Below are 25,652 nucleotides of genomic sequence, written 5' to 3'. Positions count from 1 at the left end.
TCATGTATAGCACATTCTACAAGAAAGCAGTGGTGGTGTTGGCATTATTCACATGCCATCTCTCACTCTTTGCTTCCGAAACATCGGTGGCAGGTCTTTTCCCGATAGCCAACAGTGGTCGTATCATTTATAACTTCAACGAGGGATGGCATTTCCTATTGGGGGATGCCGCAGGTGCTGAGGCTGTCGACTTTGATGACGCTGCCTGGGAGATGGTCTGTGCTCCTCATACGGTACGTTTGGAACCCTCTGAGGTCAGTGGTTGTCGTAACTATCAGGGTGTCTGCTGGTATCGTAAGAAGTTCGTGGTACCTGCTGATATGCAAGACAAGGAGATAACCGTTCATTTTGAGGCTGTCATGGGTAAACAACAGGTCTATGTGAATGGTCGACTCGTCAAGGAGCATCTTGGTGGTTATCTGCCGATTACCATTGACTTGTCGAAGGAGGGTGTGAAGGCTGGTGACAAATGTCTGATAGCTGTCAGGGCAGATAATAGTGATGACAAGAACTATCCTCCTGGCAAAAAACAGACGCAGTTGGACTTTGCCTATCATGGTGGGATGTACCGTGATGTGTGGTTGATCGGTAAGTCACCGGTTCATATCACTGACCCCATCGAGCGGGGACAGGTGGCTGGTGGCGGTGTATTCCTCCATTATGATCGTATCTCGGAGAAGTCTGCCGACATTTTTGTCGATGTGGAAGTAGAGGGAAAGGGTAGTGTCACCGTCATTGCCAACATCAAGGATGCGAAGGGACGGCTTGTCAGAACACTCAAAGCGTCTAAAAAGATAGTATCGTCTTCCGTCTTCCATCTGACATCCTCCATCACCACTCCTCATCTGTGGTCTCCCGAGGATCCTTATCTCTACCAGGTAGAGATTCTGGTGATGCAGGGTAAGACTTGTGTGGACGGTGGTATGCTACGTGCCGGTATCCGTAAGGCGGAGTTCCGTGGGAAGGATGGGTTCTGGTTGAACGGCAAACCTTACCATCAGTTGATTGGTGGCAACCGTCACCAGGACTTTGCCTATGTGGGTAACGCGTTACCGAACTCCCAGCAGTGGCGTGACGCGAAACGGTTGAGGGATGCTGGAATGACGATCATCCGTGCGGCTCACTATCCTCAGGACCCGTCGTTCATGGACGCCTGTGATGAACTGGGACTTTTTATTATCGTTCCCACTCCTGGTTGGCAGTATTGGAATAAGGATCCGCAGTGGGGGGAGATGGTGCATCAGAACACTCGTGATATCATCCGTCGTGACCGTAACCATCCCTCTGTGTTGATGTGGGAGCCGATCTTGAATGAGACCCGTTATCCGGAGGATTTTGCCATGAAGGCGTTACAGATTACCCGTGAGGAGTTTCCTTATGAGGGACGTCCCGTGGCTGCGGCGGATCTGAACTCGGCTGGGGTCAAAGAACATTATGATGTGCTCTACGACTGGGCTGATAATATCGGAAAGGGTACGTTGGACACTGACAAGTGTGTCTTCACCCGTGAGTGGGGTGAGTATGTCGATGACTGGTATGCGCATAATGCCATCAACCGTGCTGCCCGTAGCTGGGGAGAACAGGCTCAGGTGACTGCCGCACTTTCTCTTGCTGATACCTATGGGATGATGTATCGCGGACAACGTCAGTTTATCGGTGGTTGTCAGTGGCATCCCTTCGACCATCAGCGTGGGTATCATCCTGATGCATATTTAGGTGGTATCTATGATGCTTTCCGTCAGAAGAAATATGCCTTTGAGATGTTCCGCTCCCAGAAGCAGGGTGACCCGATGGTGTTTATCGCTCATGAGATGACTCAGTTCTCGGATAGTGACGTGGTCGTGTTCAGTAATTGCGACAGTGTCCGTCTGACCGCTTTTGATGGATGGAAGACAGAGACACGCCCTGTGGTTCATCAGCCGGAGGGAACTCCTAATACACCTATTGTCTTTAAGGGCTTCTGGAATTTCTGGAAGGCGCGTGAGCAGAGCTATACCAACCGTCGTTGGCAGAATGTGAAACTGGTGGCACAGGGTATCAAGGACGGCAAGGTGGTCTGTGAGCAGACGAAGATGCCATCCCGTCGTAGTACGAAGATACGCCTATATGCTGACGAGATGGGTAAACAGTTGGTTGCCGACGGCTCTGACTTCATCGTTGTCGTTGCGGAGATAACGGATGATAATGGTAATGTGCGTCGTCTGGCTCGTGAGCAGGTCATGTTCTCTGTTGAGGGCGAGGGCAGCATCATCGGTGATGCGTCTATTGCCGCCAATCCCCGTCTGGTGGAGTGGGGAAGTGCTCCCTGTCTGGTTCGCAGTACTCATCGTGCTGGTAAGATCCGCATCATAGCGCGTCCTGCCTTCGAGGGTGTCCACGCTCCCAGTGCTGACACGCTGGAGATCGTGAGTGTACCTTATGAGATGCCTGTATGTAATGGGGTCTATCAACCTTCTAAGCAGCTGTCAAGACCGTCATTGTCTGGTCGTACAGACTCTCCGCAAAGTGGTATGTCCGACGAGCAACGCCGCAGGGAACTGGAGGAAGTGGAGAAACAACAGCAAGACTTTGGCATAGAACATTAATAGCTTTTTATTCCCGTAGATGGCTCTCAAAAAAAATCTCTTAATGTTTTGTGATGTTAAATAAAAATTGTAATTTTGCCTTGTCTAGAATTAACTTAAATAATTAAAAAGAAAAGATTTATGAAAACTTTAAAACATTTGTCTATGATGCTGATGCTGGCGATAGCAGCTTTTGGCATGGCTTCTTGTGGTGATGACGATTCAAAAGACTCAGGTAGTTTGCTTGGATATTGGTATATGGAAGAGGAAAGTAATTACTATCTGATTTATAATTTTTCAAATACAACACTAACCGGTGCTGAGTTATGGAAGGACAATGGTAAATGGTGGAAAGAATATCTTGGCACAATAGATTATACTGTTAAAGGGAATCAGATTACTATTAATGGTTTAACTGGTACATATTCTATTAAGGGTAATACGCTTACACTTTCTTCTGAAGGTGAAACACGTATATTTCATCGTATGACTTCTGAAATGCAGAATAATTTCGATCAAGCGACACCGATCTTTAAAGAATAATACAACAATACCAGACGGAGACAGTGATTTCTGTTTCTTGAAAAACTACTCCCCTTCTCCCTTTTTCTTCTGAAATGCCGATGTACAGGGCGTTCAAAGATGGGAGTAGGGGAGTATCCATTATCTCCTATGAGTGATACCAGGCATCATTATAGGGGTATAACAGATACTGGAATACCCCTATAACAGATACTGGAACAAGGTGAAGGAGATACTGGAGCAAGCCTTCGCAGATACTGGGATCTCTCGCATTACAGATTACAGATTACAGTTTGCGATTTCAGATTTCAGATTTCAGTTTTCAGTAAGCGTTTTGACAGTTGACAGTTTATCATTTGACCGGATTTTTAAACAAATAACAAATAACAGTTAGCGAAAAGGAGGAAACAGTCTCAGTCTCAGAATCTCAGTAAGCGAACGAACGAACAGCGAACAGTTTACTAAAGTAAAATCAAACCTAAAATTCTATATATTATATTATTATATATATATTATATATAATATATATATAATAAAATTAGTTGTCAACATTTTTAGGCAAATGGAATAACTGTTCAACTGTTCGTTCGTTCGCTTTAAAAACTGAGATTCTGAGACTGAGACTGCCATTACCATACGGAAAAGGTTGACACCCTACTCTGGGAATCATTGACGCTTTTACTAAGAACGTTGACGCTTACCCTGGAAAAGTTGACTCTCACTAATTGTCAACTGTCAAACTGTCAAATTCACTTACTGAAAACTGAAATCTGAAATCAATCATTGAAAACCGAATCAGAAAATCGGAACTGTTATTTGTTAACTGTTATGCAAACTGTAATCTGAAATGCACAATGATACATTTTCAGAATTATATAATATTAAAATATTATATAATTTATATATTGTACAGACAGTGTCTTGCCCCTAACCTCCCACTAAAAATACCGCAAACCTCGATAAATAAAGGACGCAAGACCAGTTGGAGGTTGTCAGAACCTCCCACTAACGTCCAACCCACTTCCCGTTAGAGGTTAGTGAGAGGCTAGTTAGAGGTTAGAACAACCTCCAACTGCCCACAAACGCCCTGTACATCGGCGTTTCAGAAGAAAACAGTTGGAGGTTAGGGGTTATTATAAAAATATGCAAATCCAAGAGTTAGTAACCACTTTCAATTCTCAGGTGCAAAACCGAGGCTGGTCAAGTATGCGTGCCTATCATGACCAGGCACTCATTGACGAGTTCCAACGGCGAGGCATCAATGTCTCTGTCGTCAGCGATGGTAAAACCATATCCTTCGCTCATCCTGTCCGATACGACTTGTTGGAAAACAAACTAGTCATCAGATAGAACCTATTAAAAAATTACTCCACCCTTGCAGTCTGCTCTTGCGAGGGCGGAGAATTTAGTTCAATTATTTTCGGATTCAGCTGATTACATCAACAAACTCACCAATTACACGAAATTCATCTGCATTTTCGGAACTGATGATAATAGGGTTGTAGTCTTTGTTTATTGGCAATAATTCAATTTTCTCATGTTGCCAGTTATCAAATTCATCATAACTTTTGACACTGCTGTATTTTTTGATAGAATATGCGCCAGCATAATCTGGATCGTAATAATTATAGTGTTGTACTAAAACAATTTTTCCTTGTCGACTACCTGCTGGATTAGCACGGAATACGCAAAAGTCGCCGTCATGAATCTTTGGTTCCATAGAATGCCCAGTAGCCCGAACAACGAACATATTTCTATTGAGTTTTCCTATCCCCATAGTTTGAATCCAGCCCAATTCATTAACTTCTTCTCCTTCACCAAAATAACCACAGGCAGCCTTGATAGTAAAAACAGGCAGGAAATCAATATACTTCACATCATTGTTAACAACGGGTTCTATTCTTGTTGTTTCTGCAAGGCTAGTCTTTTCTGCCATCAATTCCCTAAGATGCTCAGCCAAAGAAGTGTCACAACAGTAGACGTAACAACCTTTCATTCCTCGAGTCATTAACGTACGATATGTGTTTTTAATAATGGTGTCAGCTGCCTGTAATGCTTCTTGGGGATTTTTTGCCATCATTGATTTGAATCCCTTTAGTGATTGGTCATTAGGAGAACGTTTAAAACCATCTGTCACAATGCGATTATTCTTATAGACCATATCAGGACCAATAATAACACCTACATAATCGAGTTCTAATCCTTGACAAGTATGGATGCATCCTATCTGATCTATAGAATGCTCTCCTATTAACCAAGGCTCATTGCTATTAAAGTTCCATTGCTTGCGAAAGTTAAAATGTGGGATTTCAATATCATATGCCATATGGTTTTGTTTACTCTTCCAATCCCAACAATAACCTGCTACAACCCGACTCTTATTGTTTTTTTCATTCTTACTTTTAATTGCTTCAAACATCTCTGTGGGAGAGTCAAAGATGCGGAAATCATAATCCTCTTCCGTTAATCGGATATTGGCAGTCTCACGAATCTGTAGTGCATTGTCAAGCCAACTGAGATAACCATCAGACCCATTACATCTGAACTGAGAACTAAGATGCTCTAAATGTACATCTGCCCCCATCTCTTCTGCACATTGTTTTATATATTGAACACTGCCGACATCTTTCATGTGGATACGCTGACAATCGTCAATGAAAAACACAGAGAAATGAGCAGTCTTGATGATTTCTTTAATTTGATTCTCCCCTAAATTAGAAAACATACCGCTTTTCATATTCAGGCGATGAGCCTCATCCACTATTAAAGCTCCCATTGTGTCAGGCATCGTTTCAATAAAGTTACCACTCCCGACAAAAAGGTTATTGATATAAGATTTCCTATAGCAACCTGATAATTTAACACTATATACAGCCCTCGGTGCGCTGTTTTTTGTAACATATTGAGATGCGATACCTTCTGTCGTTAAACGTACTAAAAGATTAACTGCCAGCACGCTCTTTCCAGTACCGGGACCTCCTTCCACGATTAACACTTGTTTCTTTCCTTCTTGTGCTTTATTTGCTAAATAAACAGCAGACTCATACACAACTTTTTGGTCGTCAAGCATCACAAACTCATCATTACCTTTCAACATAGATGTCAGAGAATCTGCCAATTGCTTAGAAGGGCGTAATTTCCCATTATCAATTTTCCATATAATGTCCTCTGGTGAACAATACCTGACATACCTTAAAATATAATCCTGCAAACGAGCTGCGTCATTTTTAAGGAATACTGGTGCTTTGGAAACATAATCTTGATATAGTGGACCATTGATCATCCCATCAGGCATATAATTATGAAGATAGGCACATGGACAAATTTCCACATCTCGCTCTTGGATAGTAAGATTGTAATTGGAGAGCATATAAGCATATGACCAAGCCTGATAGGAAGGATGAGCCACCTCTGCTTTTCCGTGCTGAAAACGGGTAACAACAACACCTGGCTTTTGCGTTGGTTCTGCCTCATCCCATTGTTTGAGTTCTATGATAATAATCTGTTCTTTCTTTTTAGCATTCAGACCTGAGATAATAAAGTCAATGCGTTTGGCAGTCAAAGGAATCTGGTATTCGATGGCAATACCAATTTCATCAGGTAATTCTGGTATATTTACTACCTTGTACATATATTGCATAGAGTTTTGCCATGAACGCACTTCATTGGGGGAAGTATGTCTTCCTAAATGTTCAACAAAGGCATTGTCGATATTATCGGCAATGGTATCATAGAACACATCCTCTACAAACTGCTTCTTAGTAGCTCTATAGATAATCATAGTTCATTATATTTCTTTGCACTCCCGTAGGCTTTCTCTACAGGATATTTTTTTGCATTCTGCCTTATCTTATCCAAAACGATTTGTTTGATGTTTAAGTCATATTTGTCTGCGATAAGAATAGCATAGTTTACAATATCCGCCAATTCTTCCTTTACCTTCTCAATGTTGACATCTTTAGCTTCTTTCCACAGAAAGGCTTCATTCAGTTCTGCCGCTTCTATAGATAATGCAAGGGCCAAATCCTTTCCGTTATGGAATTGATCCCAATCTCGTTCTTTTGTAAACTTAACGATAGCCTGACGAAGTTCTTCTATGTCGCTCATTTCTTTCCCTTTTTTGTGTTATATATCTGCAAAGCTGAATCATATGCCTTTGAAAAAGGTAAACCGAGATGATTGAGTTTTTCGGGGATAGCACGAGCCCAACTAACATAATAATATGCTAAAAACTCATATCCTCCAAACTCCTTGTCTGGAATTGACTTTATCGAATATTTCCCTTTGGGGTTGATTCCTTTTACACCTACCATTGCTATTTCTAAAGCAATGCGATGTACATCACTAGAATCAAGGGTGTCGAAGTATTCCATTGCACCCAACATATACATTGACATCATCATCGTCTCTGTTGGGTTTGCTCCGTCTTGGTGATTCAGGGCAAATTGTGCGTTTGCGACATCTGCATCTTCTTCCGACAAGGCACCTTCTGCCAAATCTCTCAAATCACTCTTCATGGAGAGATTTGCCTTCATACTTGCTGTTACCTGATTTTCATCGGCAATCTCTACAAGTTCTTCCATTTTGAAAGACTGCACAAAATATTCAAGCATCTCATATTCATCTCCAGCTTTGTATGTATTCAGATAAGCCTTGAATTCATCATAAAGATCTTTAGCATGATCTAACTCTTGTTTCGTTGGATGATACTGACCAATTAGATTGATACCGTACATATCTTTGAAGTGCATGCTTGTTACAATATTCATCACCTTATTGGCATAAACTATCTCTTTAGGAAAGAATCCATTGGCGGCAGTTTGCTTAACTGCATTGATATTGTCCTGTTCCATATGGAAAAGAGATAACATCTGGACAGGTCGTACAATTTTATAGTCTGTGTAGATATTGTGCTCTACGAACAAATCAAGAGGGCAGTTCATCAGTTGAAGACCTAATCCGTCAGCAAGACCAGATATTACCTTGTTCATCTCAGATGCAGGGATATGGCTGTGTGTGTGCTGCATGAATCTCTGATAACGCTTTTTAAATGCATTCCTCGTATTTTCCGAGCTGACAACAGCCTTTCCTCTATTTGCTTTTGTTGCCTGTTGCTGCATTTTCAGATGCATCATTTCATGAATGAAAAGGTGCTCTACAAAGTCTTTATAGGGGTTATACCTTATCACGTGTTCTTTTGCTGCATGTAGAGGGGCATACTCCAACTTGGCTAATACATTGATATCCTTATCCTCTGCAAAACGAATATTAATATGGTCTATTGTTTCAAGTTCATCTTTGATGCCTTTCCATACATTGATATAATTGGTTTTATCTGTATAGTCTTTTGCAACGGTGATGTATAGTTTTACCAATTCCTCACGTACAGCGGGATTCTCTGGACGGTCTGATGACCTCAAAGCCCCTTTATGACAAATCTTAAAAGCATCTTCTAACCTACCGAGTTTATAATAGCAAAGACCTAAACCGTAATAAGAATTGGCATATGAATCATCAATTGACATTGCTTTCTCCAAATAAGGTAATGCCCCTTCATAATCTTTGCGCTCCATATATGTTGCACCAATATTGTTTAGAGCTATAGCATTGTCTGGGTAATATTCCAAAACTTTATCATAATATTCTTTGGCATGCTCGAGATCATTCATCTCTTTTGTCAAAAGGTTACCCATCAACACAAGAGCCCATATGTTTTTTGGTTCACAACGAAGAGCTTCTATCAATTCATCATATGCTTTATCTGGTTCATGCATATAGTTCCAGTGAATCTGAGCCAATACACGCCAAGCCTCAGATTCCTGAGGATTAGTTTTTACTATCTCTTCAAGTAGGGGTAGAGCCTTGCCGAACTCATTCTTATTACATAAGTCTAACGCCTTTTGTAACTCTTCTGCCATAAATCAATTTATAGTTTTTGGCGAAAGAACTATCTATTCGGATGATAATGGGTTCAATACATAGGACCTCAGAACATGAAAAAGCGCAGATTGGCGTTTATCGATGTCCCAAGGTCCTAGGAAAACCCATTCACAGAGATAAGTCCAGTCCACGCTATCGCGTAGACGTTGGTACCTATTCGTTCTGTGAATGTCATATGAATTTCCTAGGTTCAGGGACATCACCGAATATAGCACTAACGCTATGTTAATATTTCCACAAAAGTCACACAGGCACCTCCACTGAGGCTTCACGCCAGTGTTCAAGAAGCAAAGATACGAATAAGTGAATAAAATGCCAAATATATTTGGGTATTTTTGAACGAGAGTATCTTAAAAACTTGTTTTAAAGATAAAGTTTATTTCTGAAAGTCGCAAGAAATTCGATAGAAATTTAAGAAAAAGAGTGTTTCGCAAAGAACATATACTCGCATAACCCAAAGGGAAGCAAGATATATAATAATTGGGGTGACAGATGAAGGAAACAGTATCTTTATTAAACTTTCCCTATCCTATTCAGTAGTTCCGATGCCATAATGTCGTGCAGCAGCGTAAAGGCAAACCATTTCTTTCCCAAATCCTTGAGAGACGCACCTATATGGTACACTTCATCATCAATCAGTACGAATCGGTCGTGTGATTTATTGAACGTCTTGATTTCTATAGGAGCGTATTGGACATTATGACGATTAAGGTCTAACTGTAACTGATGACTGATGCTTTGTGTGTAAATCGTTGCCTTCACATTGTCTGCTCGTTTGTCCAACAACGAAAGCACCGTGTCATCGACATAGTTGTCAATCAGTACAACAGACCTTTTTGCTTTCCTGACTAAATCCGAAGCAAAGCGGTAGGCATCGAATATTTGCCCATCGTAAAAGATTCCCTCAACTGGTGGCAAGGAAGTGCGGACGAAGAAATTTATCTTCTCTTCTGCTTCATACATCCGATGTTCTAATTGTTCAAATCGATTGTTGACGGCATAGCCATGCAATAAATACTCTTTAAGTATACCTGTTGCCCATCTACGAAAATCAGTACCACGTTTACTCTTTACCCGATATCCAACAGATATGATTACGTCCAAAGTGTAAAATGCTACAGGCTGCTTTACTCCATCAACACGCAAAAAATGCGTATTGATTTCTTTTAAGACTTCTCCTTCTGAAAAAACATTATTTATATGTTTTCGTACTGTTTTTTCATCGCGGTCGAATAATATTGCCATTTGATTAGCACTAAGCCAAACAGTCTCTCCATCCGTTCTCACTTCCAGCCGAATAGTCTCATCCGGTTGGTACATCACAATCTCACCAGTTAGGTCTTTTTCCTGCTTCATAACGATAATTAGTTAGTTACTATTCTTATATGATGTGCAAAGATACAAATAAGTGAGTAAAATACAAAATAAAAGGAGGAACTATTTTATCTTTATTGTCGTGTGAGAGTATCCTCAAGGCTTCAGAGAAGACTAAAAAACACAAATAATTTGTAAAACACCAAAAGATTTGGAGGAAAAATGTGGGAGAAAGGATTTTACGGTTAGTGGTTAGCGGTTAGCGAGAGCCTGTTGAGGGGTAAAGAATACAAGAAAGGTGTGCCGTGTTTGCTCTTCACGCGATAACCAACGGAGATGATGACATCGAGGTTATATAGTACAACCTCTATTGTTTGTTGTTTCTCTTCTATAGCACCATGTCGAGTGGTATGTGCAAAATTTGCACACACCTCTTCTTTTTCTAGTGTTTATATCCTATTTTTTGATAATGATATGGCGTGGAAAAGTTGATAACTAAAGAATCTCCCTTGCTATCCAAGCACACGCTTCAGCATCAGCAAGGGCGTGATGATGATTAGCCAGATGATAACCACAGTATTCTGATACTGTATGCAATTGATGGTTGGGTAATTGTGGAAACGCTTTGCGAGAAGCCACACATGTACAGTAAAACTGATAATCCGGATAATCCATCTGATAGCAACGGAATACGGCTTTCAGGCAACTCTCATCAAAAGACTTATTATGGGCTACAAGGGGCAACCCCTCAATAAGTGGCTCTATCTGTTTCCATACTTCTGGGAATACGGGAGCTTCTTCTGTGTCCTCACGAGTAAGACCATGTACCTGGCTACACCAATAATTATAGTAGTTGGGCTCTGGCTGGATCAGAGAGTAGAAGGTATCCACGATTTCGCCATCCCTTACAATCACTACACCAACGGAGCATACACTCGTTCGCTCATTGTTGGCTGTCTCAAAATCTATTGCTGCAAAATCTCTCATTTGTCATCCTTGCTCACAGGGGGATGAACCCCTGTGGGCATATTTGGCATAACAGATCAGTTGAAGAAGACGTACAGCCCGGTCATCACGACTGCCAAGGCTATCCACAGTCCGATGGCAAGCTTCGACCAGCTCTCATGAATAGGAGCCGGAATCTCGTATTCTGTCTTGGTACGGTCAGTCAATGAGAGAATCACCATCGCCACAACAAGGATGACAAAGAGCTCGAAAGAGAGCAGCATGAAGTGTGGCCATGAGAGTTGGAGCCATTCGGGTGGCCATAGGTAAAGAATACCTACAATAAGACAGAAAGCAGTGCCTACTGTCAATGCAAAATTGGCAGCGCGTGTGGTGGTACGCTTCCAGAAGATTCCCAACAAGAATACGGATGCCATTGGTGGAGCGATGAAACCTAATACGGACTGGAAGACATTGAAAAGGTTAAGTCCTTTGATGGCATCGATAGCAACGGTCATAATGATAGCAAGTATAGCCCCCAGAACAACCACGATACGTCCCACAAGATTAATCTCCCACTGTGGCGCACCAGGCTTGAAGTTCTTGACATAGACATCCATCGTGAAGACGGTGCTTAACGCATTCAATGCTGAGCCGATGGTACTTACCAGACATGCCGTCAACACAGCAAAGACCAGTCCTACCATCCCGACGGGGAAGAGGTTCTCCACCATTGTCAGATATGCCTCGTCAGGATTCTTCAGCGTGTCACCAAACAAAGCGAAGCAGATGATACCAGGGAGGATATACAGGGCTACATCAAGGATCTTCAACCAGCCAGTGAAGTTGGTGCCTAGTTGTCCTTCACGCAGGTTCCTGGCAGCTAACACAGGCTGCACCATACTTTGGTCTGTGCACCAGAACCATACTCCCATGACAGGATAGCCCAGTAAGATAGGTAGCCAGGGAAATGCCTCATCCGTATTCGGTTTGAACATCACCCAGTAGTCGGAGGGAACCTTGGCGACTAGCGCAGAGACACCACCGACACGGTCGAGACCGACGATGACGAGGATAAGTGATACGACAATAAGTAACACCATCTGGTAGACATTGGTATAGGCAACAGCTTTAAGTCCACCCATCATAGTGAAGAAGGCGGAGATGACAACTAATACGAGGGCTGACATCCACATGGGTATGTCGAAGACCTGACGGATGAGTACTCCTCCGGCGAACAGCGTCAGTGCCAGCCAGGAGATGATAACGGTAATAATGGTATACCATGCGAGGATATTACGCGTCGACTGCCCGAAACGAAGTCCCATGAACTCTGGGAGTGTGCTAATATTGGCACCCAAGTAACGGGGAGCAAAGACAAAGGCAAGCAGGGCGATGAAGACAAAGGCATACCAGGCATAATTACCTGAGACGATACCCGTCGTGAAACCTGCTGAGGCAGAGGCGATGAGCATGGATGGACCAACATTGGTTCCCCACATCGAGAAACCGATATGATGCCAACGCAACGAGTGTTCCGCAAGGAAGAGAGAACCTTCTTTCTTACGTTTAGTACTTGCCCATACTCCAATTGCGAGGAGAACAGCGAAATAGAGTCCCAGAATGACCCAGTCGAGACCTTGCATGTAATGACTTTCCATCGTATTATATTCCTTTGTATTCTTTTGTAATTTCTATTGTGATCGCTTTCTCGAGATCCATATCGTCTGTAGAGTCGACATCATGAGGATACATCTTGATTCGTGCGTCAGGACGGACGAAGACAGGCATCTCGTCAAGAGGTACTTCAACGTTGTTATACCAACGTCCACCTTCCAGACGCTCACCTGTGAGGAAATGAACCCATTGTCCTTCTGGTAGATAGATGTCCCTGCGGTTCTCCGCATTCATGACAGGACATACCAGGAATTCATTTCCGAAGTAATATTCGTCATCGATATGCCATACCTGTCGGTCGTTAGGGTGATGAATCAGTAATGCCTGAACAATGGGAAGTCCACTCCTGCATGCCAGTTCAGACTGTTCTATGATATAGGGTATCAGACGGTAGCGGAGTTTCCACCAGCGTTTGACGATAGGAGCGATCGTCGGATAATGCCATGGCTCCCGTTTGCAGGTTCCGTGATAACGCATATGGGAGGTAAATACACCGAATTGAGTCCAGCGAACGTATACCTGTTCGTCGAGTGGGGAGTTCATGAAGTCGGGGGTGGAATGAAAACCTGGCACGTCATGACTCCAGAATGCGAATCCGGAGAGTCCTAAGTGTAGTCCGCCCTTCAAGGATCCAGCCATGCCTGCCCAGGAACTCTCACTGTCGCCACCCCAATGTAAGGGATAGCGTTGGCATCCCGCCCAACCGGCACGTGCCCAGATGATACCGTCGCCAGCGACTTCACGGGTTACCTCATAGGCGGCTTTCTGGTAGAGCAGCGCATAGATATTATTCAGACGCTCTGGTGATGAGGAGTGATACTGATGGTCCATGTGGATGTTCTCACCGAAGTCGGTCTTGATACATTTCACACCCATATCGAGCAGTGGTTTCAGCAAGGAGTACTTATACCAGTCGGTGGCTTTAGGATAGGTGAAGTCAATAGTTCCTGCATAGTCAAGGGCGGAGAAATTGGAGGCGCCGCCTGTTGATGTCTCCTCTTCCTTCGTAGGCTGACTGATATAATGGTTCTTCTTTGCCTCTTCCAATTGCTCGGCACCTTGTGCGATATAAGGTAATTGCCAAAGTGATACCTTGAAACCATTCTCTTTTAGCCGGCTGATGAAACCTTTGGGATCGGGGAAACGCTCAGGGTTGAATCTCCATTCACAGAGCCAGTCTGTACGGAACCATCCCGTATCCAGATGAATGACATCACAGGGATAATGCTCTTGTCGCAGGCGGTTGCAGATATCCTCTACCTCGTCAGCGGAGAAATAGGTCATACGACTCATCCAAATACCGAAAGACCAAAGGGGTGGCATTGCTGGGAATCCTGTCAGCATACGGTACCCTTTTAGAATCTCCTCAGGTGTCTGACCACCGATGAGGAAAACATCCAGAGTGGCATGGTCACAAAGAAACTGCACACTTCGGCTGCTATGGTCGGCAAGGGATAATTTGCAGTAATCTGAGGTGTGGAAGAACACACCGTACATCCGACTGGAAAGATAGAAGGGGATATTCTTGTAACAACGACGGTTGTTGACACCTTGTCCGTCTTGATTCTTCAATTGGAAAGTCTGTCCACTGAGATCCATCTTACGGAAACGCTCACCTGTTCCCACGAAATGCTCGTCGGCATCACACTTAAATGAAATGGTGGCTCGTTCGTTCTTTGTTGCTGTATCATTGCAACATACAGAACAGAAACCTAAGGGTAGTGCGTCATAGCGTGGTGGGGAGAAATGGTCGTCGCTGAGAGCGACAGGTTTTGAAGTGTCACCATCGGGATAGAAGGTGATCAAGGGGGCAGGTTGTGGGGCAGGGAGGAGGTCGCTCCAAGGATCGATACGCGGCTCGCTGAGGTTGATGTTTGCGACTTTCGTTCCGTCTGTTGCGATGACATCACCATCAACATAACGCAAGGGTTTCCGCTTGACCTCTGGTGCCATGAGCAGCATCTCGTCACTCTCCGTCATCTGATCATCCGTCATTGTCGTAAACAGACGGATGATATTTGGTTCATAGGCACGGATGATGAGGTCATAGGACTGTTGTGCTGCCTCCATATCAGGAGCCATATCCTCCTGATGCCTCTGCTGTTGATAAGGTATGGTAACGACAATATCCCCGTCTCGCTCTACAATACTAGTAGGAGCATAAGCTTTCCATAAGGCTTCTTCCCGCTGCATGGTCGGGTCGAAGTCCATAAAATCAAAAAGATGGTAGTTGGTTTGTTTCATTGTTTGAATATAATGTTAGGACCAGGATGATTATCGCCAATCTCATCACGACGTATCAAACGGTCTGGACGATCGGCACTCACCGCCGTCTTGTTGTTATCGATGGTAAATCCGTCTGTCCGTGCGTCAAGATAAATACAGAACCCACGGTAATTAGTGGCATACGGAGCTTTTGCAGGCTGACTGATTTCATTGTCACAAATGAATGAGTTTGGTTGGTTTGACAAGGTATAGATACCACCTGCGTCATAAAGTTGACAGGCATAGTCAGAGACTTTATTGCCGATGATCCGGTTGTTCTTCATGCCTGTGTCGAGTGGTGTCCATCCCCAACCAATACAGATACCGCTGTAGTTGGTGTGAGCGACCCAGTTTTCACTGATAGTACAGTCTTTCACATATCCAAAACCTATTGCGACAGCACCCCAGTCCTCTTCACCGCACCATAAGAAGTTGTTGCGATGTACCTTTATGTTCTTGCAACGCTCCGCGAGATGAGTATAGGGGCGGTGTACCTCCATCGGACTCTCGGCAAAAGAGCCTGCCATGATGGCTGTGCCACCGATATGCTCGAATCCACACCCTGTAACGGTACAGTCACTGACATTATAAACATAGTCAAGAGCGGTGGCTGCGAGATGATGAAAAAGTATGCCCTCGAAATCAACATGATGGGCATTCCTGACAGTGACAGCACTGACAGGTCGCTCTACCCATGCCTGGTTCTCTAATCCATCGTCCCAGGGTAGTCCTGGGTTCTCTTTCAGTTTATAGGCATCGATGAGAGGAAAACCACCTTGCAGGGTGACGTGGCCTTTATGCAAAGGACGGTTCCAACAGGTGTTCTCAATGGTGAGGTCTTTGAATTGGACGTAGTTCGCACCATCTACTATTATTAATTTCTCAATACCGTCATGCTGCTCTGTCGTCCGTAAAAGAAAACTGCTGTTACCTCGCTCTCCTCCAATGACGGGCTGTGGCCATGGATGCTCAAATTCCAAGCGACTCTCTGGTTCCATGAAGGAGACAACAGTCTTATCGCCTTGAACTATCATGTCCTTGACACGCAGGATGGCTATTGCCCAGCGCTGGTGGACGACCATCTCAAGATGCTTGGTCTCTAACACCTCTTTTGGAGGTGTCGGGATTGTGATAGTCCTGTCTGTGGTGTTGAAGTCAATCATCCGTTCCATCCCTTCCTTGGGGAAGAGTTGCGTGTGCTGCTGTTTAACATCCCCACAGATGATGGTGTGGGTGTACTCCTCGCCACGGATGACGAGTGGTGACTCTTCTGTGCCGTTGTCCTCTGGACGGATAAACAAAGGCTCGTTCATGTAATAGCGTCCTGCCTTTATGGTAATCGTGATGCCCCCATGACACTGTGGAGCATTGGTACGTCGCCATTCACGTGCCTTCCGTAAAGCTTCATGCAGACTTTCACCAGGATTAACAATGATCTCACCTGCATAGGAGAGATGTGCGGTTAACAGTAGAAATATAGAGGTTAGTAAATGTTTCATATTATAAAGACGTGAATATCATTGAAATGTCACCACTATGGATAGTGACAAAATGAAAGTTTTATCGTCTTTATATTAAAATTAGTGAAGCTGATGAAGCAGAATATGAGACAATGGATTGCTGATGTCATCCGTCGAAAAGAGGTTACGGCACTGCCTGTGATGACACATCCTGGTATTGAGATGAATGGTAACACCGTGCGACAGGCTGTCAGTGACGGACGGGTTCATTATGAGGCAGTTCAGACTTTGACAAACCGTTATCCTACAGTGGCGGCTGCCACCATTATGGACCTGACGACCGAGGCAGAGGCTTTCGGTGCGGAAATAGTATTCAGTGATGAGGCTGTACCCGCTGTGGTGGGACACTGCCTGTCTAATGCGGACGATATAGACAAGTTAGTGGTTCCTTCTCTCTCTCAAGGACGTATCCCTGCTTATCTGAAGGCAAACCTATTGGCAGCGCGCTCGATCACTGACCGTCCTGTCTTTGCTGGATGTATAGGACCGTATTCTCTTGCCGGTCGTCTTTATGACATGTCGGAGTTGATGGTGCTCATCTATGAGAATCCTGATGCGGCGCACCAACTTTTGAGTAAGTGTACGATGTTCATTAAGAAATACTGTCAGGCTCTGAGACAGACAGGGGTAGGGGGCGTGATGATGGCAGAACCTGCCGCCGGACTGTTGTCGGACAGTGATTGCAAAACGTTCTCCTCCGATTATGTGCGTTATATCGTTGATGAGGTACAGTCAGACGATTTTCTGGTGATTCTCCATAACTGTGGTAATACAGGTCATTGTACAAAGGCAATGGTGTGTACAGGCGCGGCTGCTTACCATTTTGGTAATAAGTGCCAGATGGAAGAGGTTATCCGTGATATTCCCCCTACGGCACTTGCCATGGGTAATATCGATCCTGTGAGTGTTTTCAAGGACGGTACACCTGCGTTGATGCGTCAGACGGTCTTCGACTTGTTGGACAAGATGAGGGATTATCCTAATTTTGTACTTTCCAGCGGTTGTGACACCCCTCCTCATACGCCATCAGCTAATGTTGATGCCTTCTTTGAGGCATTGGATGACTTTAACAGACAATGACACAGAAAACATTGACTTACGACCAGTTGGCGATCACCCCTGCTGATGTTTTTGAGCAAATGGGGTATCATGGATTGTTACCCGATAAGGTGACACAACAGGAGACGAGTGTCATTATCGACGAGGTGCGTCAGTGGCTCTGTCCACAATTCTGCTATCAGGTCGTCAAGGAACAACCGCCCTTCGATATGGGTAAGATTATCCTTCGTCAACTGCGTGGTTCTGAGGCATATGCGTTGTTTGTCTGCACCAGTGGTTCAGAGTATGAGAATTTTCAGCAACGTCTCAAAGAGCAGGGTGACATGGTACGTGTCTTTATCGCTGATGCCCTTGGCTCGGTTATCGCCGAGAAATGTGCAGACCAGATGGAGGCTACCCTGCAGGAGAATATCGATAAATTAGGATGGCATCATACCAACCGTTTCTCCCCAGGCTATTGTGGATGGCATGTTTCTCAACAACAACTTCTCTTTCCCTTGTTTGAGGGACATACCTGTGGTGTACAACTCACCGACTCCTCTTTGATGGTTCCTATCAAGAGTGTCAGCGGTATCATCGGCATCGGCAAAAAAGTCCGCAAGTTGGATTATACTTGCGGACTCTGTGACTTCCAACAATGTTATAAGCGGAAGTTAAAGCTTTCCTAATAATTGCTTTGCCACGGTGACGGCAGAGTTGGCATTGTCGCTATAGCCGTCAGCGCCAATCTCATCAGCGAATCCTTGTGTTACGGGGGCTCCACCTACCATGACCTTCACTTGTTCACGGATGCCTGCAGCCTCCAGCGCGTCAATGACTTCCTTCATATATCCCATAGTGGTGGTGAGCAAAGCACTCATGCAGAGAATGTCCGGCTGATTATCTTTCACTGCTTGGATGAACGTATCGGCAGAGACATCAATACCGATATTGACCACCTCGAAACCGCATCCCTCCAGCATAGAGGCTACCAGGTTCTTACCAATGTCGTGCAAGTCGCCTTTGACAGTTCCTATCACCACCTTTCCTAAGGTGGTATTTGCCGTTCCTGCCATCATCGGTTTCAAGATCTCCAAAGCTGCTTTCATGGCACGTCCTGCCATCAGCAACTGCGGCACGAACGCCTTCCCGTCTTGGAACCTCCTGCCGACCTCACTCATAGCTCGAATCATCTGTCCATTGATGAGGTCTTGAGGAGCAATATTCTGGGCCATAGCCTCACGTGTCGCAGTGGCAGCATCCTCACTCTTGCCATTGAGGATAGCTTGGAAAAGGCGTTCCTCAGATGAAAGGACTACCTCGCTAGGGGAACTAGGAAAATTGGAGGAATTAGGAATACTAGGAGAACTGGAAATACCAGATAATCCGGGATCGTTTCCTGGAGTCAATGGGGAGAGGTATAGTCCTTTAACTGGTTCTACGGCTTGTGCCATCAAACGGATATGGGCATCCGTCGTTCCGCAACATCCGCCAATGATATTCAGACAGTGGTTCTCCAGTAATTGCCAGATATCGGCAAGCAGAGCCTGTGGCGTTTTGTTGTATTGTCCTTTGGCATCAGGCATACCAGCGTTGGGGTAGAGACTTACCTTCGTTCCAAACTGTGCAAGCTGACAAACCAGTGGGGTCATCTGCTGTACGTCAGAGAGACAGTTGATACCGATAGAGTAGGGCTTTACATCGAGTCCTTCCAAGAATTCGAGAATACTCTGTCCCATCATGTTATGACCATCAGGAGTAGTGACAGAGAAACTGAGCATGAGGGGGAGGTCGGGGGCTATACGTTTAGCAGCCTCGATGGCGATGCGGGCGTTCTCCACATCGAAAATCGTTTCAATCAGTAAGCCGTCAACACCTCCATCTCTCAATGCCTTGATTTGTTCCTCATAAGCTTCACCCAGTTGTTCTTTGGGAAGAGGAATCCCTGAGGTGGCTACAGATGTGGTACGACTGGTGGGTCCAATGCTGCCCACAACATAACGTGGTTTCTCTGGTGTGGAATATTGGTCTGCTGTCTCCCGTGCAATTTTCACGGCTGCAAGGTTGATCTCACGACAATAGTCCTGCATGCCGAAGTCGCCCATGGAGATTCGTTGCGCATTGAATGTGTTGGTCTCGATGATATCCGCTCCTGCCTCCAAGTATTTGCGATGAATATCGCGAATGACGAACGGACAGGTCAGAGACAGGATGTCATTACAGCCCTTTAAATCGTAAGTATGATTGGCAAAACGTGCGCCACGGAAATCCTCCTCACGTAATTGGTATTGTTGTATCATCGTACCCATGGCTCCGTCGAGTACAAGGACGCGGTCTGTGGGGAACTCAGATCTTGGATGCTTAACGGATTCATCTGGTGACTCAATGAGACGGATAATCTCTCTTACTTCATCATCCACCTCATCATGACTTTGGTACTCCTCAATGATACGAATCGCCTGTTCCACTTCCTGCTCGTTATGGAAGTCCATCTCCAGATGGACACCATCACCGCCAATGTTGTCAAGGAGGGGACGCAGTTCATCGAGGGTCACCCAGCATGCCATGATACTCTTTCCATGTGCGAGAATCTTCTTGTAGAGGTCATACCATTTGGGACTTCCTCCCTGTGGCTCACCCACACCGGGTGTCCATTGGATGGCATTCAATTCTTTGATTTCTAACAAGGCATCCAGATGGTGCATCGCTCCCACACCATCTAAATGATAGAGGGTATAGTCAATCTTCTGGCACTGTTCACGGATAAATGGTTGAACAAAACGGCGATAGTCATCAACACTGATCATAGTAGAGATGTCACTCTGCAGTTTAGACATCTTACCTGGTGCCCATGAGGAGAAATAGCAGAAAGCCATCTCATCACCCTCACGGATAATATCATAGAGCTCATCGAACACTTGGAAATAGATATCGTTGATCTGTTGCATCTGGTGTTCCAGCATCTCTGGCTGCATCACGGTATCCAACAATACCTGGTCAGTACCTTTAATAGCCGCGAGGACATCAAGTCCTTCCATCAGGTCGGGCATACCCACATAGTAATGACCTTGTGCCTTCCGTTTACAAGCCTTCAACAAATCTTTATGAAGCAGATAGTTGGGATGGTTAGGATTGAAAACAATGTCATCCGAATAGTTGGGGTTAGGATGGATCCAGATAGTATCCTCACCACCTTCAAATACACCACCGAGGATAGCGGCAAGTGAACCAGGACCTAGTTGCGTATTTGCCACAGGCAACATGTCTGCCATCAATGATGAGTGTGCCACATACCAGTCCAGGTAGTCGGCACGCCACTCAGGGTCAAACCATTTCTGATTTAAGTCACGAGGCGTTGGTGGCATAGGGATATCGGCATGAGGTTTCACTCCTTCTTGGAAGTGTTCCCACATATTCAGGATGATGCCTTTATGGTTCCACCAATTGATGTATCGTTTTTTGGTCTCTTCTAGATTTGGTTTCCAAGTGTTCATATTGATTTTATTATTTGATTTGTTCTTTGAGAATATGTCTTCCCTCACCGACGACTTTCGTCTCTCCGCTATAAGGGAGTCGGATACTTGCTGTCTGATGAGCGGGAATGTCTGCGTTCAGTACAAAGGTGTCCCCTTCAAGATGCCAGTCGACCTTAATATGATCCATCTGTCCTCGGCACCATGTAAGGTCACCGACGGGATGAGGTGCTATCGTGATATGTTGCCCTTCGCACCAGATACCTAGGAAATAGGGGATGAGGAGGTTGTTCAGATGCCCCATCATGAAATGGTTCATGGAAGCACCGAACTCCGGGTTCCACTGTTCCGTCAATGTGGTATATCCTAGTTTGATCTGATAACCGTAACCAGGAACATCATAGTGGTTCAGCATCTTGTAGAGCAGTTCCTGCTGGCCATTGTGAATAAGGGCATTGAACAGATAACGGTTACCTACGTCCCCTGTTGTCAGACGTTCCCCATGGGCATGAATGTCATTAATTAATTGTTGTAACACAGCCTCTCTGTCTCCCTTTGGCACAAGATCCATCTCAAGGGCTATGGCTTGTGCACACTGGCTGCCTGTGGCATATTGGTGAGTAGTGGGGTGGTAGAACTCCTTGATGAACGCAGTCTTGATGCTGTCAGCCCGTGCTTCATCCATCAGACGGTTCCACCAATAATAATGAGCTGTTGATACCAGTGCCATCGGTGTGTTTTGCGCAAACCCTGCACGCCCCGGTCCGTAGTCGTACCAGTCGCCCAGTCCTTGACGGAGGATATAACAGGAGTCCTGTGTGGCAAGATAATCCACATAACGTTTCATCTGTGGACGATAGCGGGTGATGAGTTTATCGTCACCATAGAATGCTTGATAGAGGAAGGGCAGGGCGATAAATGCTCCTCCCCATTCTGGTGACTCTAAGAACGGAGGTGCCCAAGAACCTTCGAAAATCACATAGTTAGGTGTTATCTCTGGCAAGGCGCCATTGGGGTATTGTGCGTCGGCGATATTCTGCATGGTCTGCTCAATCATCGCCCGACAGTCGTAATTAGCTAAGAGTCCTTCTCCGTTCAACCAGTCTTGTTCCAGCCAACCCAGTTTCTCACGATGGGGACAGTCAGTCCACACAGACTGCCAGTTGGAGCGAATGGCGCGGTCAATCAAGCGGTAAGCATCATTAAAGAGAGGGTTAGAGCATTCAAAGTCACCTGTCTTCTCTGCTGAATTATAAACGAAGCACGACTCTATATTTCTCAACACCTCAATATCACCCTCTATTTGCATGTAGCGATAACCATAATAAGAGAAGCGAGGATGCCATTTTTCTAATTGTTGTTTTCCTCCTTTTAATATGTAATTGTAATAATGTGGACGACCTGTTTGTTTCTGATTGACCAGTCCTTCCTTGGTCAGTGTCTCTCCGGGAGTCAGTTTCAGCTGTTGCCCTCGTTTCCCTTGGACGGTTATCTCAGGGAATCCCGCAAGGTTCTGTCCCATGTCAAGTACTAATACGGAGTCGTTCCTGATGGTGTCCTTCACGGAATAGCGTTCCATGATTTTCACGGGTTTTGCTATCTGCTGACGAAGCACACCCTTAGGTGCTTCCTGAATAACAACAGGGAACCAGTCTTTAGGATCTTCTAAACGGGCATCATAGTCCTCACCACCATAGATGCTGTTGAAGGTGATGGGTGATAATGCCCATTGCCATTGGTCATCGCTGACAATATCCTCGGTCTTCCCATTGAGGTATTCGATGTGCATACGGAATAATAAGATAGGTGGACCAAACGATATCTTCATCTTGGCATAGCGAAGACCCTGCTCGTTGTAGAAACCGTTACCCAGCAACACTTGAATGGTCTGTGGATTGTTGTCTGGTGTCTGATGGTTGATGTAAGAAGTGACATCGTATGTGTTGTAAAAGATACTTTTGTCGTAATCGCTCCATAGTGGTGCGAAAGAAGCGTCTCCCACTTTCTTACCATTGATGGTCAACTCATAGAAACCCAGTCCGACGATAGAGACGGTAGCTTTCAATACTTTCTCCTTGAGGTGGAAATCTTTCCGCAGCAGGATACTTCGTTGACTCAATGTGTCTACCTTTTTCCATGCCTCTTTCACTATAGGCTCTTTCAACTTGGCACCTGTGTAGTTGCGTCCTTCTGGTAAATGGGCATCTTGACGGGTGATGGCGCCAATCCACTGAGCCTTTATCTCGTCATCCATCTCATCAGAGTAATCAACACCATCTATGGAATAGGTGATCTTACCATCCTTGACCTCCCCATCAACACAGCGTTGCCCGGAGATATAGAGACGGAAGCGACAGTTCCATTCATGGCACCATGCAGGGAAGAGGATAGGGTTGTGGTCGAGGTCTTCTTGTAGTAGCATTTCTTGCAGTCCGATCATACCAGCCCCTCCTCTGTTATGGTCAGGAGCCCAGTCGAAACCGGGATCCCAGAATGCAGGGAAACGATAGGGACCATTGCTTAGTTTCTCTGTGTTCAGACGTGTCGCCTCATCAGTCATTCCCAGACATGCCGCCCAGATATTATCTTGTTTCCATCCCTTTGTACTACGCATCTCGATAGCGTGTGGATCTTTGAGATAGGTATTACGGGCAATATCAAGGTGGGGTCTCCCCATACCATAGATACGCCAAGGGAAGACGGGGTAGAGTTGGGGCGTCTCTGTGTTCTGTATACGTTCCCAACTGACAGCAGGGGCGATACAGGTATCGCCGTTGATAACCTGTAGAGGGATGTCAGGAATCTTGCTGACATCTACGCCTATGTTGTCAAGACTGTTTTTCATTGCCTGGAGGGCAGCGACAGTACTGGAGGGGTTACGTGCCATCTTGTAAGTCTCACAGCCAGAACCGGGATAGATGGTGAGATCAGGGTAATGTTCACTGAAGAAGCGTAAAGTCTCTTGGATGAGTTCATCGTATTTTACCAAGGTGGTATCGGGATACCATGGACGCATTTGAATTGCCATCATACAGAACTCCAAAGCCGTGTCCCATTCATATTCCAACCATTTGTTCTTCTCAACTCCCCAATCGTCACCGTCTTTATGTTTACCATATTCGGCAGGATTGGGCAACCCGAAGTTCTCAATCTGTTCACTGAAGCAGGCACCTCCGTGTCCCCAATGGTGACGTGACCATGCATTGGCATTGGGTAACATCCGCAGATAAGTATTGAGTTGAGGCTTTAATACCTCGTAATCACCGCTTTTGAGCATGGGCCAATAGACAAGTCGTTGGTTCTGTGCTGTCATCGTACCGCCTCCCCATTTGCGATAGTCGGGGGTGAAAGTCATGGTAGAGTCCACATAGACCGGATCGAAAGTGAAGAGTCCTCCATTGAATTTTGTGGGCCATTCCCCATAGGCATTACAACCCAACAGATAACGCATCAACTCATAATTGCGGACCATCTGTGTGACCTCTGGTCGTTGACAGTCTGTCTCTATAAAACTCCGTTGCCAATACTCATGCCACCATGTCTGACTTCTTTCCTTTGAAACGATTGGATTGACAGACGTGGTGGGTTCTTTGCCTGTATATAACTGGATGGAAATCAGACTTTTTCTCATCTTTCTTTGTTGGAAATTCCAACTGCGATAGTCTGTTGATGCATATTTCCCATCAGAGGTTCCTATGAATGAGAAACCATCTGCCTGCATGAACCCACCCATCCTTAAGTTACCAATGGGGTTATAAAGACGGTCCTTGATAGCGTCCAGACGTTCACGACTGACGGTGAAGTCGAACACCGTCTCTTGTCTGTTCTGGTGATAGAAAGAGAGATGATTTTTAGAGACATGGATACTGTCAGCAAACGTCATACAGTCCTTAGGTATGATCCACTTATAAGAACACTGCTGACACTCAGCCTTTGTCACCGGACGGTCCTGATATCGCCAATTCTCATAGCTAAGGGTTGCCCTTCTTGCTTGCTGCGATTCCATTTCTGCGAAGACAATGGGAGAAAAGACATCTGCCCATATTCTGATATTGACACCACCACCTTTAATATAGACAGCTCCCTCATCCAGACACAGACGTTGCTCGAAGTCATTACCCTCGAAGGGACATCCTTCCAGATGAAGTCTCCAGCGTCCTGCCTTCAATAGTGTGTTGTTCTCGTCAAACCATCCGCTCTGTGAGATATAGAAGAGTAAGTCACCATTCTCCACCCAGACGTTCATACCAATGTCATGACCTCCACACGGCATCGACTCGCTGGAATTCCTACTGGGGATTGTCCAGACGTAGTCCTTGGGAATAGAGTCGGTTGCATGGACAAGCGTCGAGAACGCTGATAAGAGGAAGAGAAGGATACTTTTTTTCATTATC

Annotated in this window: 15 protein-coding genes and 3 pseudogenes; 5 read left to right on the top strand and 13 right to left on the bottom strand. The window is 45.0% G+C overall.

The features are described 5' to 3' along the window. The first annotated feature begins 2 nt into the window (after positions 1–2). The 3 genes from BM257_RS06475 to BM257_RS14545 all read left to right on the top strand — a co-directional run bounded on the left by BM257_RS06475 (position 3) and on the right by BM257_RS14545 (position 4,436). Positions 3–2,585, top strand: a complete 2,583-nt coding sequence (locus BM257_RS06475; RefSeq protein ID WP_092069931.1) for a glycoside hydrolase family 2 protein — start codon at positions 3–5, stop codon at positions 2,583–2,585. Positions 2,586–2,705: 120 nt separating this feature from the next. Beyond that, a complete protein-coding gene (locus BM257_RS06470) occupies positions 2,706–3,107 on the top strand; it encodes a hypothetical protein (RefSeq protein ID WP_143096784.1) in 402 nt (133 codons plus the stop codon). A gap of 1,122 nt (positions 3,108–4,229) precedes the next feature. Further along, positions 4,230–4,436 (top strand): hypothetical protein, encoded by a 207-nt coding sequence (locus BM257_RS14545; protein ID WP_143096783.1) that lies wholly within the window; start codon positions 4,230–4,232, stop codon positions 4,434–4,436. 76 nt (positions 4,437–4,512) lie between these two features. On the opposite strand, the gene BM257_RS06465 is transcribed toward BM257_RS14545, so the two are convergent. From BM257_RS06465 to BM257_RS06420, 9 genes are all read right to left on the bottom strand, one after another. Then, positions 4,513–6,867, bottom strand: a complete 2,355-nt coding sequence (locus tag BM257_RS06465) for a DNA/RNA helicase domain-containing protein (RefSeq protein WP_092069924.1) — start codon at positions 6,865–6,867, stop codon at positions 4,513–4,515. Continuing rightward, on the bottom strand, positions 6,864–7,193 hold the full coding sequence (locus BM257_RS06460) for a nucleotide pyrophosphohydrolase (RefSeq protein WP_092069921.1): 330 nt from the start codon (positions 7,191–7,193) through the stop codon (positions 6,864–6,866). Before BM257_RS06460 ends, BM257_RS06465 begins: the two co-directional genes overlap by 4 nt. Then, complete coding sequence (locus tag BM257_RS14800; RefSeq protein WP_177216038.1) at positions 7,190–9,004, bottom strand: tetratricopeptide repeat protein; 1,815 nt, start codon at positions 9,002–9,004, stop codon at positions 7,190–7,192. The genes BM257_RS06460 and BM257_RS14800 overlap by 4 nt, the downstream gene beginning before the upstream one ends. Before the next feature lie 535 nt (positions 9,005–9,539). Then, complete coding sequence (gene rhuM / locus BM257_RS06445; RefSeq protein ID WP_092069918.1) at positions 9,540–10,382, bottom strand: RhuM family protein; 843 nt, start codon at positions 10,380–10,382, stop codon at positions 9,540–9,542. Between the two features lie 203 nt (positions 10,383–10,585). Continuing rightward, on the bottom strand, positions 10,586–10,771 hold the full coding sequence (rhuM, locus tag BM257_RS06440; protein ID WP_092069915.1) for a RhuM family protein: 186 nt from the start codon (positions 10,769–10,771) through the stop codon (positions 10,586–10,588). 64 nt (positions 10,772–10,835) lie between these two features. Continuing rightward, complete coding sequence (locus BM257_RS06435) at positions 10,836–11,327, bottom strand: 3'-5' exonuclease (RefSeq protein ID WP_092069912.1); 492 nt, start codon at positions 11,325–11,327, stop codon at positions 10,836–10,838. Positions 11,328–11,383: 56 nt separating this feature from the next. Beyond that, positions 11,384–12,946: a sodium:solute symporter gene (locus tag BM257_RS06430; RefSeq protein WP_092069908.1), complete on the bottom strand. Its 1,563-nt coding sequence runs from the start codon at positions 12,944–12,946 to the stop codon at positions 11,384–11,386. Between the two features lie 4 nt (positions 12,947–12,950). Further along, positions 12,951–15,206, bottom strand: coding sequence for a glycoside hydrolase family 31 protein (locus tag BM257_RS06425; protein ID WP_092069905.1), 2,256 nt, complete (start codon positions 15,204–15,206; stop codon positions 12,951–12,953). Then, positions 15,203–16,726 carry a right-handed parallel beta-helix repeat-containing protein gene (locus BM257_RS06420; protein ID WP_092069902.1) on the bottom strand — a complete coding sequence of 508 codons (1,524 nt, stop codon included), beginning with the start codon at positions 16,724–16,726 and terminating at the stop codon, positions 15,203–15,205. The genes BM257_RS06425 and BM257_RS06420 overlap by 4 nt, the downstream gene beginning before the upstream one ends. A 90-nt stretch (positions 16,727–16,816) precedes the next feature. On the opposite strand from BM257_RS06420, the gene BM257_RS06415 reads away from it, so the two are divergent. Beyond that, positions 16,817–17,827, top strand: a complete 1,011-nt coding sequence (locus BM257_RS06415; RefSeq protein WP_092069975.1) for a uroporphyrinogen decarboxylase family protein — start codon at positions 16,817–16,819, stop codon at positions 17,825–17,827. Beyond that, positions 17,824–18,474, top strand: coding sequence for a vitamin B12 dependent-methionine synthase activation domain-containing protein (locus BM257_RS06410; protein ID WP_092069899.1), 651 nt, complete (start codon positions 17,824–17,826; stop codon positions 18,472–18,474). The genes BM257_RS06415 and BM257_RS06410 overlap by 4 nt, the downstream gene beginning before the upstream one ends. Here the strand turns inward: BM257_RS06410 and BM257_RS15290 are convergent. The 4 genes and pseudogenes from BM257_RS15290 to BM257_RS15130 form a co-directional block, all read right to left on the bottom strand. Then, positions 18,460–19,080 (bottom strand): annotated as a pseudogene (locus BM257_RS15290) (corrinoid protein); the annotation flags it as partial. The gene BM257_RS06410 and the pseudogene BM257_RS15290 sit on opposite strands and share 15 nt — an antisense overlap. A 156-nt stretch (positions 19,081–19,236) precedes the next feature. Beyond that, positions 19,237–20,205, bottom strand: a pseudogene (locus tag BM257_RS15285) (homocysteine S-methyltransferase family protein); the annotation flags it as partial. Positions 20,206–20,220: 15 nt separating this feature from the next. Beyond that, positions 20,221–21,279 (bottom strand): annotated as a pseudogene (locus tag BM257_RS15280) (cobalamin-binding protein); the annotation flags it as partial. Between the two features lie 10 nt (positions 21,280–21,289). Next, positions 21,290–25,648 (bottom strand): family 78 glycoside hydrolase catalytic domain, encoded by a 4,359-nt coding sequence (locus tag BM257_RS15130; RefSeq protein ID WP_255405593.1) that lies wholly within the window; start codon positions 25,646–25,648, stop codon positions 21,290–21,292. Positions 25,649–25,652 lie beyond the last annotated feature (4 nt).

Origin of the sequence: Prevotella sp. tf2-5, from assembly GCF_900115435.1 — a bacterium.
GTDB lineage: Bacteria > Bacteroidota > Bacteroidia > Bacteroidales > Bacteroidaceae > Prevotella.
The sequence above is the reverse complement of the archived record's forward strand: the minus strand, read 5'-3'. Positions and strand labels throughout refer to the sequence as shown.